Raw genomic sequence first — 13,335 nt, forward strand, 5'->3', positions numbered from 1 at the left:
AAGTCGGGGGATTGTCGAAAGGTGGCAGCACCATGGGCCAGAATGGCCCCCGTGCCTTTCCTGTTGCTGATCGAGGACGACGACGCCATCCGCACGGCCCTCGAACTCTCACTGTCTCGCCAGGGCCACCGTGTGGCCACCGCGGCGACGGGAGAGGACGGCCTGGAGCTGCTCCGGGAGCAGCGGCCGGACCTGGTCGTGCTGGACGTGATGCTGCCCGGGATCGACGGTTTCGAGGTGTGCCGGCGCATCCGGCGCACCGACCAGCTGCCGATCATCCTGCTGACCGCGCGCAGCGACGACATCGACGTCGTGGTGGGACTGGAGTCCGGCGCGGACGACTATGTGGTGAAACCCGTGCAGGGCCGGGTGCTCGACGCCCGTATCCGCGCGGTTCTGCGGCGCGGCGAGCGGGAGTCGACGGACTCGGCGACGTTCGGCAGTGTCGTCATCGACCGTTCGGCGATGACCGTCACCAAGAACGGGGAGGACCTGCAGCTCACGCCGACCGAGCTGCGTCTCCTGCTCGAACTGAGCCGCAGGCCCGGACAGGCCCTGTCCCGCCAGCAGTTGCTGCGCCTGGTGTGGGAGCACGACTACCTCGGTGACTCCCGGCTGGTCGACGCCTGCGTGCAGCGGCTGCGGGCGAAGGTGGAGGACGTGCCCTCGTCGCCGACCCTGATCCGCACCGTGCGTGGCGTCGGCTACCGGCTGGACTCGCCTCAGTGAGCGATTCCGCGAAACGTTCCGTACTCGCGGGTCTTCGCTGGACCAGCCTGAGGCTGCGGCTGCTGATCGTGTTCGCGCTGGTCGCCCTGACGGCCGCGGTGTCCGCTTCCGGCATCGCGTACTGGCTCAACCGTGAGGCCGTGCTGACCCGCACCCAGGACTCGGCACTGGGCGACTTCCGCCGCCAGATGCAGAACCAGGCCGCCTCGCTGCCGCTGGAGCCCCCGTCGGAGGACCTCCGGGACGCCGCCGAGCAGATGGCGAGCAGCGGCCCGGGCTACCAGGTGCTGCTCGTCGGCACGCGTGACGGCAAGCCGGTCACCGGGTCGTCCGACATCGACGCCTTCACCAAGGTCGACGTGCCCGCCTCCCTGCAGAAGCAGGTGAACAAGCAGCAGCCGCTGACGTCGAGCAACACCTTTGAGTACCACCTGTTCTGGCAGCGTACGACGATGGGCGGCACCCCCTATCTGGTGGCCGGGACGAAGATCATCGGCGGCGGTCCGGCCGGCTACATGCTGAAGTCCCTCGACCAGGAGCGCGAGGACCTCAGTTCGCTCGCCTGGTCGCTGGGCATCGCCACGGCGCTGGCCCTGGTCGGATCGGCACTCCTCGCGCAGGCGGCCGCGACGACGGTGCTGCGGCCGGTGCAGCGGCTCGGCGACGCGGCCCGCAAGCTCGGCGAGGGGAAGCTCGACACCCGTCTCGTGGTCTCCGGAACCGACGAACTCGCCGATCTGTCGCGCACGTTCAACAAGGCGGCGAGCTCCCTGGAGAAGAAGGTCGCCGACATGAGCGCGCGGGAGGAATCGAGCCGCAGATTCGTCGCCGACATGTCGCACGAGCTGCGTACGCCCCTGACCGCGATCACCGCGGTCGCCGAGGTGCTGGAGGACGAGGCGGACAGTCTCGACCCGATGATCGCCCCGGCCGTGCACCTGGTGGTGAGCGAGACCCGGCGGCTGAACGACCTGGTCGAGAACCTCATGGAGGTCACGCGCTTCGACGCGGGCACGGCCCGCCTCGTCCTGGACACCGTCGACGTCGCCGACCAGGTGACCGCGTGCATAGACGCCCGCGCCTGGCTCGACGCGGTCGATCTGGACGCGGAGCGCGGCATCATGGTGCGGCTCGATCCGCGGCGGCTCGACGTGATCCTGGCGAACCTGATCGGCAACGCCCTCAAGCACGGCGGTTCGCCGGTGCGGGTGTCGGTACGGACCGACGAGGACGACCTGGTCATCGAGGTGCGCGACCACGGCCCGGGCATCCCCGAAGAGGTACTGCCCCACGTGTTCGACCGCTTCTACAAGGCGAGTGCCTCCCGGCCGCGCTCCGAGGGCAGCGGTCTCGGTCTGTCCATCGCGGTCGAGAACGCGCACATCCACGGTGGCGACATCACGGCCTCGAACCTCCCGGACGGTGAGGGCGCGATGTTCGTGCTGCGGCTCCCGCGCGACGCCGAAGGACTGACGGGCCTCCCGGGAGACGACGACCGGGACGAGAAGGGCGACGCGAAGTGACGTGCAGCGAGCGGGCGTACGGTGCGCCGCGAAGGCGCCGTCCGAAGGGCGGCCGGCGCCGGGCCGCCGCCGCGCTGGCCGTCGTGGCGGCGTGCGCGGCACTGGCCTCCGGCTGTGGGATCCGCAGCACCTCGGTGCCGGTCGACGCGGGCGCGGCACCGTCACGGATGCCGTGCCGCACCGCCGCGTCCGGTGCCTCCGCGCCGCCGCCGGGGAGCGTCTCGGTGCGGATCCATCTGCTCTGCGCCTCGCAGCTCGCGACGGTGGAGCGCACGGTCGCGCTCGACGAGTCGCGGTCCGACCGGCTGCTGGTCGCCCAGGCGCTGCTGGGCGAGCTGGAGCGCGAGCCGTCGGCCGACGAGCGGCGTGCGGGCTTCTCCAGCGTCGTCCCGGTGGGGCTGCGCGCCGCGGGACCCCGCACGGGTGACCCGGAGGGCACGCTGCGCCTCAGCGAGCAGCCGGAGGACCTTCCTTCGGAGGCTCTCGCCCAGGTCGTCTGCACGTTCACGGAGAGTGACGGCATGGGATCGGGCGGCTCGGTGCTGCTCGGCGGGCCGGGGAACTACGCCCCGCGGGGCTATCTGTGCACCTCGGAGACGAAGGCCCGACCCGCGGAGGTACCCACGCTGGGTGCGGTCGAGCTTCCTTGATGCCTCTCCGCCCGTGGCGCCCGGCCGGTCGTGGTACCCGTCACAGAGCCTTCCCGGACGGGGGCGGAACCGATCCTGCCGCTCGTGGCGTCTCGGTGTACGTGCGTCACAGTTCGGACGGCCGGGCCGTCATCCGCTTCCGCGCGGCGGGGGTATTCCTCCTCCTCGCGCACCTCCTGTTCGTCGGGTGGCTGACGCTGCGCCCGCTGGACGTGCCCTGGGTGACGGCGGCGAACCTCCACCCCTTCGCCGGGATCAGGGCGGACCTGGCCATGGGCCCGGCCGAGGCCGTGCGCCGCATCGGCAAGGGGCTCCTGCTGCTGGCCCCGCTGGGCGTACTGCTGCCGATGGCGGGTGGCAGGCTCCTGGTCTCCCCCTGGGCGTCGCTGGCCCGTACCGTCGCCGCCGGTGCGCTGATCTCGATGGCGATCGAACTGGGGCAGACGGGAGTGCCCGGCCAGGTCGTCGACGTCGACTCGCTGCTGCTGAACACCGTAGGGGTCGCGCTGGCCCATCTGCTGGTCGTCCCGCTGTGCCGGCTGCGGCTGCGCCGGGGCAACCGGGCGGGCGCCGGAGACCTGTCCCGGATCGGGTACGGCACCCGGACCTTCCGGAGCGAGGCCCCTCAGGGATCGACCCCGACGATTACCGGGGTCGGGATCGCCCCGTAGAGCGACGCCTCGAACCCCTTCGCGGAGTCACTATGGAGGTACCGGGAGCGCGACGGCGCAGCTCCCCGAACCTTTGACGAAGGAGCCCACCATGGCCGCACTTGCCCGCCCCGTCGAGGGACGCATGATCGGTGGAGTGTGCGCAGCGCTGGCACGGCGCTTCGGCACCTCCGCAGCGACGATGCGCGTCATCTTCCTGGTCTCGTGCCTGCTCCCCGGGCCCCAGTTCCTGCTCTACATCGCCCTGTGGATCCTGCTCCCGTCGGAGAAGTCCCCGGCCGCGACGGCCTGGTGACCGGCGGGACCACGGGGGCACGACCTGTGGGGCGCGCACCCTGACCGGGTGCGCGCCCCACATGCGTGTACGGGTGGTTCAGCGGCCGATCGGCAGGACGCCGGTCAGGCCGCCGGCGGGCAGACCGCCGAGCAGGTTCGTGCCGGGGGCCGACAGGTCGTTGCTGCTGCCCCGCTGCTGCTGGTGGTCGAGGAGTCCGCCGGCCGCCTTCTGCACGGCGGGCAGGGCGTCGGTCACGGAGTCGAGCGCGATGTCGGCGGGCAGCGCGCCGGCCGCGGCGTCGAGGGGCACACCGACGGCGGAGGCACTGCCCGCACCGGCGGCGGCGAAAGCGGCACCGAGAGCGGCTACACCGAGGGTCCTGACAGCAGACTTCTTCATGTGGAATTCATCCTTGGGGAAGGGGATGTGAGCGGCTCTGCAAGTTAGTCAGGCCGATACCCGTCCCGCAAACATGCCAGGACACGGAAAACGGCCGGGATCCGATGATCCCGGCCGTTCTCCTTTCGCTTCACTCAGCCGGCGAAGGAGGAAGAACCGCTGGTGACAGCCGTCTGACGGAAGAGCCACTCGGACTTGAGCTCCGCGTAGCCGGGCTTGACGACGTCGTTGATCATCGCCAGACGTTCATCGAAAGGAATGAACGCTGATTTCATCGCATTGACTGTGAACCACTGCATGTCGTCGAGTGTGTATCCGAATGTCTCGGTCAGCCGCTCGAATTCCTGGCTCATGCTCGTGCCGCTCATCAGCCGGTTGTCCGTATTCACGGTGGCACGGAAATGCAGCTTCCGCAGCAGCCCGATCGGGTGCTCGGCGTACGAGGCGGCCGCGCCCGTCTGCAGGTTCGAGGTCGGGCAGAGCTCCAGCGGGATGCGCTTGTCGCGCACGTAGGAGGCGAGGCGGCCCAGGGTCACGCTGCCGTCGTCGGCGATCTCGATGTCGTCGATGATCCGCACACCGTGGCCGAGCCGGTCCGCGCCGCACCACTGCAGGGCCTGCCAGATGGACGGCAGCCCGAAGGCCTCGCCCGCGTGGATCGTGAAGTGGTTGTTCTCGCGCTTGAGGTACTCGAACGCGTCCAGGTGCCGGGTGGGGGGGAAGCCCGCCTCGGCGCCCGCGATGTCGAAGCCGACGACGCCCATGTCGCGGTACCGGTTGGCGAGTTCGGCGATCTCCAGGGCACGCGCGGCGTGCCGCATGGCGGTGAGGAGAGCACCCACCCGGATGCGGTGGCCGTTCTCGCGGGCCCTGCGCTCACCCTCGCGGAAGCCGTCGTTGACCGCCTCGACGACCTCTTCCAGGGTCAGGCCGTCCGTGAGGTGCTGCTCCGGGGCGTACCTCACCTCGGCGTAGACGACTCCGTCCTCCGCGAGGTCCTCCGCACACTCCGCGGCCACCCGGAACAGCGCGTCACGGGTCTGCATGACGGCACAGGTGTGGGCGAAGGTCTCCAGGTAGCGCTCCAGCGAACCTGAGTCCGCCGCCTCGCGGAACCAGACGCCCAGCTTGTCGGGCTCGGTCTCGGGGAGTGCGTCGTAACCCTGCGCCAGCGCCAGCTCGACGATCGTGCCGGGGCGGAGGCCGCCGTCGAGATGGTCGTGGAGCAGCACCTTGGGTGCGCGGCGGATCTGTTCGGGGCCGGGGACATTCCGGGTCTGGCTCGTCATTCGGGCACTCTAGCGCCTACGCGCGTAGATTGCCGAGTGCCGATGCGTAACAGTGACCGCGAAGCCGGGTGGCATACACCTGCGCTTCTGACACTGTTCTGTCATGGCACAGCGCGCACTTCCCCTGCCTGCCGCCAGGCTGGGACGGGCCGTTCACACGGCCGGAGCAACACCCGAGGTCAGCGGAGTGGTCCTGCTGCTCCCCGACGGCGAGACCGACTCCCGTCGCCGCCCTTCCCCCCTGTCGTACGCGGCCCAGCTGCCACTGGCCCGGACACTGGCCGGGGCGGGCCGCGAGGACGGGCTCGCCGTGCACGTCGTGCGCTACCGCAGCCGCGGTTGGAACGCCGGCGCCGATCCGGTGGCCGACGCGCAGTGGGCGGCGGACGAGGTCGTACGCCGCTACGGCGACGTCCCCGTCTGCCTCGTCGGCCACGGGATGGGCGGCCGGGCCGCCCTGCGCGGCGCGGGGCACACCGCCGTCAACTCCGTGCTGGCGATGGCCCCCTGGCTCCCCGACGAGCCGGACGAGCCCGAGCCGGTGAAGCACCTGGCCGGGCGCCGGGTGCTGATGGTGCACGGCACGAACGACGCCCGGTCGAGTCCCGAACTCTCCTACCGGCTGGCCGAGCGGGCCAAGAAGGCCAACCGGGACACCTGCAGGTTCGAGGTCCACTCCGACGGCCACGCCCTGCGTCAGCACCGGTCCGAGGTGATGGCACTGGCCGCGGACTTCATACGCGGTTCGCTGTTCGCCCGGTCGTACGCCCGCCCGGTCGCCGACGCGTTCGCCGCTCCCCCGCCGCTGGGCCTGCGGATGCCGCTCGCGGCGGGGTTCGGGCGGTCACTGCGGCACTGAGACAGAGAGGGCGCGGCACCCGGATCAGTCCGGCAGCAGACTTCCCCTGCGCGACAGCAGGAACTGTTTGAACGCGGCCACCGGCGGCGTGTCGGGGTGTCCGTCCAGCCAGGCGACGCCGATCTCCCGGGCCGCGCGCGGCGAGGTCACCGCCAGCTCGACCACTCCGGGCCTGGCGACGGCGGGCGGTGGGAGCAGGGCGACGCCGAGCCCGGCCGCGACCAGTCCGCGCAGGGTCTCGGCCTCCTCACCCTCGAAGGCGATCCGCGGGGTGAAACCGGCCTCGGCGCAGAGGTCGTCGGTGATCCGCCGCAGCCCGTAACCGGGTTCGAGGGTGACGAACGCTTCGTCGGCCGCCTCGGCGAGGCGGACCCGACGGCGGCTCGCGAGCCGGTGGTCGTCGGGGACCACGAGGCGCAGCCGCTGCTCGTCCAGGCGCCAGGTGACGAGGTCCGGCTCGTCCGGGACCGGTGAGGTCAGGCAGAGGTCCAGTCCGCCCGTACGGAGCCGTTCGATCATCGCCTCGCCGTAGTTCTGCACCAGCTGGAAGCGGACCCGGGGGTGGTCGGCGCGGAAGGCCCGGAGCAGGGCGGGAACGGTCTCGGAACCCATCGTGTGCAGGAAACCGAAGGCGACCTTGCCCGCCGTGGGGTCGGCGTCGGCGCGCACCGAGTCGGCCGCCTTCTCCACCTCCGCCAGGGCGCGTTCGGCGGAGCCGAGGAAGGTGCGGCCGGCGGGGGTGAGGGAGACGGTGCGGCCGCTCCGGGCGAACAGGGCGACGCCCAGGTCCTCCTCGAGCCGCACGATGGCGCGCGACAGCGTCGACTGGGGGACGCCGAGCTCCTGCGCGGCGCGCGTGACGTGCTCGTGCCGGGCCACCGCCTCGAAGTACGCCAGGCGGGGCGCGAGCACGGCGCGGATGTCTTCTTCGTAACTGCCCGGTGACAGCCGAGGCTGTGAGCTGTATTGATGCGCCATGGGAACGATTATGAGGGTTTCATGCATTGGACGCATGAAACCTCGCGCTCTACGTTCGACGCATGCCTCCTGCCAGTACCGGGGCGTCCGCCATCGTGCTGGATGCCGCCGTTCCGTCTTCCGCCGCCTCCTCACCGACCGCGCCGGACCGCCTCGCACCCGGTGGTCCCGGCTACCGGCGCATGAGCTTCGCCCTCTTCGTGGCGGGGATAGCGACTTTCGCCCTCCTCTACTCCACCCAGGCCCTGCTGCCCGCCGTGTCGGCGTCCTTCCACGCCACGGCCGAGCAGGCGAGCTGGACGGTCTCCGCGGCCACTGGCGGGCTGGCCCTGTGCGTCCTCCCCCTGAGCGCACTGTCCGAGCGCTTCGGGCGGCGGCAGATGATGACGGGTTCGCTGGCGGTCGCCGTGGCGATCGGGCTCGTCGTGCCCTTCGCTCCCTCGCTCGGCTGGCTGATCGCCCTGCGCGCGGTCCAAGGCGCGGCCCTGGCGGGACTGCCCGCGTCCGCGATGGCGTACCTGGCCGAGGAGGTACGGCCCAAGGCACTGGTGGGGGCGATCGGGCTCTTCGTCGCGGGCAACAGCATCGGCGGCATGAGCGGCCGCGTGCTCTCCGGCTGGCTCACCCAGCTGTGGGGCTGGCGCGTGGCGGTCGGCGCGATCGGGCTGCTCGCCCTGGCCTGTGCCGTGGCCTTCCACTTCATGGTCCCCGCCGCCCGGCACTTCACCCCGGCCACGCTCAACCCGAGGGCCCTGGCGAGGACCGTCGGCGGCCACCTCGCCAACCCGCTGCTGCGACGGCTGTACGCGATCGGCGCACTGTTCATGACGGTGTTCGGCGCGGTCTACACCGTGATCGGCTACCGGCTCAGCGATGAGCCCTTCGGTCTTCCGCAGGGCGTCGTCGGGTCGATCTTCCTGGTCTACGTCGTCGGTACGCTCTCCTCCGCCGGCGCCGGCAGGCTGGTCGCCCGTCTGGGGCGCCGGGGCGCGCTCTACCTCGCCCTGTCCACGACGGCCGGGGGTCTGCTGCTCACCCTCGCCGACCAGCTCGCCGCCGTCCTGGCCGGGCTCGTCCTGATCACGGCCGGCTTCTTCGCCGGGCACGCGGTCGCCTCGTCGTCGGTGAGCCGTGCGGCGACCACCGGCCGCGCGCAGGCCTCGGCGATCTACCAGTCCGTGTACTACCTCGGCTCCAGCGTGGGAGGCGCGCTCGGCGCCGTCGCCTTCCACGCCGGTGGCTGGGCCGGCACGGTCGCGCTGGGCGTCCTGGCGCTCCTCGGCGTCCTGTCGATCACCGTGTACGGCACCCGGGCGGCGCGGAGCGAGCGCCTCCGGACCGAAAACGTGGCACCTATGCACAACTGAGACCTTCCGGCCACAACCGCAGAGCCTCTGCATACGTCCAACAAGCGGAGTCACTTACCGCGGACGGCGCGAAGGGGAGCAGGCGTACATGGGAATCATGGGGAAGACGGGCGGCATACGGGCACGGCGCGGAGCCGTCCTGTCGGTCGCGGGCCTGGTGGCCGCACCGGCCCTGGTCCTGGGCACCGGGACGGCCGCGCAGGCGGCGTCCTGCTCGGCAGGGGCCGGTCCGTACCAGAAGCAGGTCGAGAAGTATCTGAATCGGCCCGTCGACGGGCGGCAGTCCACGGCGGACTGCACCGCCATCCGGTCGTTCCAGGCGTCGAAGGGCATCACCCCGGCAGCCGGCTACGCGGGTCCGGTCACCTGGCGCACGATGAAGACGATCACCGCGCAGAAGGCGGCGGGGAAGAACCCCAACGCGGCGAAGAACTGCCCCACCGACAAGGGCCGGATCGCCTGCGTCGACCTGACCAGGCAGCTGAGCTGGATCCAGGACGGGTCCAAGCTGAAGTTCGGTCCCGTGCCGGTGCGTACGGGACGCAACGGCGCGGAGACGCGGACCGGCTCGAAGAAGATCTACTGGCGCAACATCGACCACTGGTCGACGCTCTACGACGTCAGCATGCCGTACGCCCAGTTCTTCGACGGCGGCCAGGCGTTCCACTCGGTCACCAAGTCCATGTACAACAACCCGGGCTCGGCGGGCTGCGTCAACATGCGCCCGGCGGACGCGAAGTCGTACTGGAACCTGCTGAAGAACGGCGACGACGTCTTCGTCTACGGGCGCAAGCCCGGCACCTGAGCAGCGCGTCCGTCGCTTCCCGCCCCTGTTGTCAGTGCCCTGCGGTAGCTTCCGAAGTGCCGGGTGATCGGCGTCACAGCGCAACAGGGGTGGAGCGATGAGTGATCTGACGGCGACGGCTGACGTGGACAGCCGTCTGGAGGGACACCGGGTCGAGCTGACCGGCTACTGCTACCGGATGCTCGGTTCGGCCTTCGAGGCGGAGGACGCCGTCCAGGACACGCTGGTGCGTGCCTGGCGGAACTTCGACAAGTTCGAGGGCCGTTCCTCGTTGCGCTCCTGGCTCTACCGGATCGCGACGAACGTCTGCCTGGACATGCTGAAAGCCGGCAACAAGCGGGCCAGACCGGTGGATCTGACCGGACCGACCCCTCTCGCCCGGGCGGCGCTGAACCCCCTTCCCGAGAACACCTGGCTGGAGCCGATGCCCGACGGGCGCATCCTCCCGTCGGTGGCCGACCCGGCCGAGGCCACCGTGGCCCGCGAGTCGGTGCGCCTCGCGTTCGTCGCGGCGCTCCAGCACCTGCCGCCCAAGCAGCGCGCGGTGCTGATCCTCCGCGAGGTGCTGGCCTGGAAGGCGAGCGAGGTCGCGGAGCTGCTCGACACCTCGGTCGCCTCGGTCAACAGCGCCCTGCAGCGGGCCCGGGCGACCCTGTCGGACAGGGAGGGCACCGTGCCCGACACGGCGAACCCGCTGGACGAGGAGCAGCGCAAGCTCCTCGACCGCTACGTCGCGGCGTTCGAGGGGTACGACATGGCGGCGCTGACGGCCCTGCTCCACGAGGACGCCGTGATGACCATGCCGCCGTTCGACCTCTGGCTGCGGGGGCACGACGACATCACGGGCTTCATGCTCAGCATCGGCGCGAGCTGCGCGGGTTCCCGGCTGGTGGCGACCGAGGCCAACGGGACCCCGGCCTTCGCGCAGTACAAGCCGGATCCGGAGGGACCGGGGTTCGTGCCGTGGGCCGTGCAGGTCATCGACATCTCGGACGGTGCCGTCACCGGGCTGCACTGCTTCCTCGACACCCCGCGCTGGTTCCCGCTGTTCGGGCTTCCCGACCGCCTGGACGCGGATCAGGCATGAGGTTCACACGGCCCGTGGTGATCGGCTGGGCCCTTCTGGTGGCGGGTGGCTGGGCGGCGACGCTGTGGCTGGGCGAGCCGTCCGCCACCGCCGGCCCCGGCCCCGCCGCTGTCTCCGGCGCTCCGGCCGAGGACGTATCTCCCGGGCCTCAGCCGGAGGGCCCGTGCGCGACGCCGTCGCCTTCGGCGGGTGCACACCTTCCGCCGGGTGCGGAGATACCCGCGGAGTACGCCGACGGGCGCGCCCTGCTGGTCCTCTGCACCTACAGCGAGGCCCGGTAGCGGCTTCGGGGGCCCGGTCACTCCTCGTCGGGCCTCAGGTGTGGCACCACGTCGGCCAGCCCGACCAGGTCGAGCAGCGCCCCGAGTTCGGCGGAGGCGTGGCGCAGGCGCAGCCGGGCTCGTCCGGTCCGGCGGGCGACGAGCCCCAGCCGGGCTATCGCCTCCACCAGCGCGAGATCCGCGTGCGTCACCCCTCCGACGTCGCAGTCGATCACCGCGGCGTCGGGACGGTAGCTCAGCAGGGCCTCCAGCTCGGCGCACAGACCCGGCACATCGGCGCGGGTGACGCGGCCGGTGACGACGAGGGCGTTCGGGGGCATGGCATCCACACCACAGAGACCGGCGGGATGCCGAAAACTCATCGGCGGGCAGGGTCGCACCTCAACTGACCGGGAAGATCCGCGTGTCCAGATCCAGCTTGAACGGCTCGGGAAGGGTGAGTTTCCCCCCGTACTCGACCACGTCGAGGACGCGGTAGGTGCCGTTGTCGGGGTCGCCGTAGAGCGTGGCCGTCGGGCGGCCCGAGTGCCACGGATCGAGCAGCAGGAAGAGCTCGACGCCCGCTTTCGCGTATCCGTGCGCCTTCTTGACGCGGTCGTGATTGGCGTTGGCCTGCGAGGTGATCTCGACGACCAGCAGGGCCTCCTCCGCCGGCACGCGATTCCCCGGGCCGGTCGCCACCGCGCGCGGCACGACGAGGAGGTCGGGGGTGTAGACGCCCACGCGTCCCGGTACCGAGACCCCGAGCGTCTGGTAGATCTCCCATTCCTCGGGGATGACTGCGTACAGCCTGCGCTGCAGCAGTGCTGCGGTGGTGTTGTGGTCCTTGGACGGCGGTGGCGACACGGTGACGATCCCCTCGATGATCTCCACCTTGCAGCCCTCGGGTGCGTCCGTCTCCTCCCAGATCCGGACGAGGTCGTCCCAGTCCTGGCCATGGCCCGGCCCGGGATCGACGGTGAGTGCGCTCATGGCGGTCTCCTCTTATCGGTGCGTCACCGAGTCCAGCATGCCGAACGGGACCGGTGGAGGTCCACAGGTCCCGTTCACCCGAAAGGGAAAACCGCAGGTCAGGCGATACGTTCCCGCACCACCGGCGCGGCGGTGAAGGGGGTGCCGGCCGGCGCGATGTCGTAGGAGCCGGGCAGTGCCTTGAGGGCGTACTCGAACTTCTCGGGGGTGTCCGTGTGCAGGGTCATCAGCGGCTGGCCCTCGGTCACGATGTCACCGGGCTTGGCGTGCATCTCGATGCCCGCGCCCGCCTGCACCGGGTCCTCCTTGCGCGCGCGGCCCGCGCCGAGGCGCCAGGCGGCGACACCGACGTCGTAGGCGTCCAGCCGCGTCAGCACGCCCGAGGACGGGGCGCTGATCACGTGCTGCTCGCGCGCGACCGGGAGTTCGGCGTCCGGGTCGCCGCCCTGGGCGGAGATCATGCGGCGCCACACATCCATGGCGGAGCCGTCCGCGAGCGCCTTCTCGGGGTCGGCGTCCTTGAGTCCGGCCGCGTCGAGCATCTCGCGGGCGAGCGCCAGGGTCAGGTCGATGACGTCCCTGGGACCGCCGCCGGCCAGGACCTCGACGGACTCGCGGACCTCCAGGGCGTTGCCCGCGGTGAGACCGAGCGGGGTCGCCATGTCCGTGAGCAGGGCGACGGTGCGTACGCCGCTGTCGGTGCCCAGCGCGACCATGGTGGAGGCCAGTTCGCGGGCGTCCTCGATCGTCTTCATGAAGGCGCCGGAGCCGACCTTGACGTCGAGGACCAGCGCACCGGTGCCTTCGGCGATCTTCTTGGACATGATCGAGCTGGCGATGAGCGGGATCGCCTCGACGGTGCCGGTGACGTCGCGCAGCGCGTACAGCTTCTTGTCGGCGGGGGCGAGGCCGTCACCGGCCGCGCAGATGACCGCGCCGGTGGTGTCCAGGACGTCGAGCATCTCGGCGTTGGTGATGTGGGCGCGCCAGCCGGGGATGGACTCCAGCTTGTCGAGCGTGCCGCCGGTGTGGCCGAGACCCCGGCCGCTGAGCTGGGGCACCGCCGCGCCACAGGCGGCGACCAGCGGAGCCAGGGGCAGGGTGATCTTGTCGCCGACCCCGCCCGTGGAGTGCTTGTCCGTGGTGGGGCGGGAGAGCGCCCCGAAGTCCATGCGCTCGCCGGAGGCGATCATCGCGGCGGTCCAGCGGGCGATCTCGCCGCGGTTCATGCCGTTGAGCAGGATCGCCATGGCCAGCGCGGACATCTGCTCGTCGGCGACCTCGCCGCGGGTGTACGCGTCGATGACCCAGTCGATCTGCTCGGGGCTGAGCTCGCCCCGGTCCCGCTTGGTGCGGATGACGGAGATGGCGTCCATGGGAGGGGAGTCCTTCCGGCCGGAGGGGTGGGCGCGAGTCCCGTTGACTCTACGCGCATAGAGAGGAAACGT

The 13,335-nt window shown here is 71.1% G+C and carries 16 protein-coding genes; 10 read left to right on the forward strand and 6 right to left on the reverse strand.

Annotated elements, in window-relative coordinates; translation table 11 throughout:
- Window positions 1-51 precede the first annotated feature (51 nt).
- From afsQ1 to OG206_RS12555, 5 genes are all read left to right on the forward strand, one after another.
- Window positions 52-729 carry a two-component system response regulator AfsQ1 gene (gene afsQ1 / locus OG206_RS12535; RefSeq protein WP_015578482.1) on the forward strand — a complete coding sequence of 226 codons (678 nt, stop codon included), beginning with the start codon at window positions 52-54 and terminating at the stop codon, window positions 727-729.
- Entirely contained in the window at window positions 726-2,252 is a 1,527-nt protein-coding gene (locus OG206_RS12540; RefSeq protein WP_327115369.1) for a HAMP domain-containing sensor histidine kinase, read from the forward strand. The genes afsQ1 and OG206_RS12540 overlap by 4 nt, the downstream gene beginning before the upstream one ends.
- Window positions 2,249-2,902 carry a hypothetical protein gene (locus OG206_RS12545; RefSeq protein ID WP_327115371.1) on the forward strand — a complete coding sequence of 218 codons (654 nt, stop codon included), beginning with the start codon at window positions 2,249-2,251 and terminating at the stop codon, window positions 2,900-2,902. The genes OG206_RS12540 and OG206_RS12545 overlap by 4 nt, the downstream gene beginning before the upstream one ends.
- Before the next feature lie 95 nt (window positions 2,903-2,997).
- Window positions 2,998-3,573 carry a VanZ family protein gene (locus OG206_RS12550; RefSeq protein ID WP_327115373.1) on the forward strand — a complete coding sequence of 192 codons (576 nt, stop codon included), beginning with the start codon at window positions 2,998-3,000 and terminating at the stop codon, window positions 3,571-3,573.
- Window positions 3,574-3,664: 91 nt separating this feature from the next.
- Entirely contained in the window at window positions 3,665-3,868 is a 204-nt protein-coding gene (locus OG206_RS12555; RefSeq protein ID WP_327115375.1) for a PspC domain-containing protein, read from the forward strand.
- A 78-nt stretch (window positions 3,869-3,946) separates the two neighbouring features.
- Here OG206_RS12555 and OG206_RS12560 read toward each other — a convergent pair whose 3' ends face one another.
- Together OG206_RS12560 and OG206_RS12565 are read right to left on the reverse strand one after the other, a co-directional pair.
- Window positions 3,947-4,249 carry a hypothetical protein gene (locus OG206_RS12560; protein ID WP_327115377.1) on the reverse strand — a complete coding sequence of 101 codons (303 nt, stop codon included), beginning with the start codon at window positions 4,247-4,249 and terminating at the stop codon, window positions 3,947-3,949.
- A 134-nt stretch (window positions 4,250-4,383) separates the two neighbouring features.
- Window positions 4,384-5,538, reverse strand: a complete 1,155-nt coding sequence (locus tag OG206_RS12565) for an adenosine deaminase (RefSeq protein ID WP_327115379.1) — start codon at window positions 5,536-5,538, stop codon at window positions 4,384-4,386.
- A 103-nt stretch (window positions 5,539-5,641) separates the two neighbouring features.
- Between OG206_RS12565 and OG206_RS12570 the strand changes: the two genes are divergently transcribed.
- Complete coding sequence (locus tag OG206_RS12570; protein WP_327115381.1) at window positions 5,642-6,397, forward strand: dienelactone hydrolase family protein; 756 nt, start codon at window positions 5,642-5,644, stop codon at window positions 6,395-6,397.
- A 24-nt stretch (window positions 6,398-6,421) separates the two neighbouring features.
- Here the strand turns inward: OG206_RS12570 and OG206_RS12575 are convergent, their stop codons facing one another.
- Window positions 6,422-7,375: a LysR family transcriptional regulator gene (locus OG206_RS12575; protein ID WP_327115383.1), complete on the reverse strand. Its 954-nt coding sequence runs from the start codon at window positions 7,373-7,375 to the stop codon at window positions 6,422-6,424.
- 62 nt (window positions 7,376-7,437) lie between these two features.
- Here OG206_RS12575 and OG206_RS12580 point away from each other — a divergent pair, with 62 nt between their 5' ends.
- From OG206_RS12580 to OG206_RS12595, 4 genes are all read left to right on the forward strand, one after another.
- A complete protein-coding gene (locus tag OG206_RS12580; protein ID WP_327115385.1) occupies window positions 7,438-8,742 on the forward strand; it encodes an MFS transporter in 1,305 nt (434 codons plus the stop codon).
- An 88-nt stretch (window positions 8,743-8,830) separates the two neighbouring features.
- Window positions 8,831-9,547: a L,D-transpeptidase family protein gene (locus tag OG206_RS12585; protein WP_327115387.1), complete on the forward strand. Its 717-nt coding sequence runs from the start codon at window positions 8,831-8,833 to the stop codon at window positions 9,545-9,547.
- A 97-nt stretch (window positions 9,548-9,644) separates the two neighbouring features.
- Window positions 9,645-10,634, forward strand: coding sequence for a sigma-70 family RNA polymerase sigma factor (locus OG206_RS12590; RefSeq protein ID WP_327115389.1), 990 nt, complete (start codon window positions 9,645-9,647; stop codon window positions 10,632-10,634).
- Entirely contained in the window at window positions 10,631-10,915 is a 285-nt protein-coding gene (locus tag OG206_RS12595; RefSeq protein ID WP_327115391.1) for a hypothetical protein, read from the forward strand. Before OG206_RS12590 ends, OG206_RS12595 begins: the two co-directional genes overlap by 4 nt.
- A 17-nt stretch (window positions 10,916-10,932) precedes the next feature.
- On the opposite strand, the gene OG206_RS12600 is transcribed toward OG206_RS12595, so the two are convergent.
- From OG206_RS12600 to OG206_RS12610, 3 genes are all read right to left on the reverse strand, one after another.
- The gene (locus tag OG206_RS12600; protein WP_327115393.1) at window positions 10,933-11,235 is read right to left on the reverse strand and encodes an STAS domain-containing protein; all 303 of its coding nucleotides are present in this window, start codon (window positions 11,233-11,235) and stop codon (window positions 10,933-10,935) included.
- Between the two features lie 61 nt (window positions 11,236-11,296).
- A complete protein-coding gene (locus OG206_RS12605) occupies window positions 11,297-11,887 on the reverse strand; it encodes a Uma2 family endonuclease (RefSeq protein ID WP_327115395.1) in 591 nt (196 codons plus the stop codon).
- A 98-nt stretch (window positions 11,888-11,985) separates the two neighbouring features.
- Complete coding sequence (locus OG206_RS12610; RefSeq protein ID WP_327115397.1) at window positions 11,986-13,263, reverse strand: thymidine phosphorylase; 1,278 nt, start codon at window positions 13,261-13,263, stop codon at window positions 11,986-11,988.
- Window positions 13,264-13,335: the final 72 nt, after the last annotated feature.

This window comes from Streptomyces sp. NBC_01341, assembly GCF_035946055.1.
Taxonomy (GTDB): Bacteria; Actinomycetota; Actinomycetes; order Streptomycetales; family Streptomycetaceae; genus Streptomyces.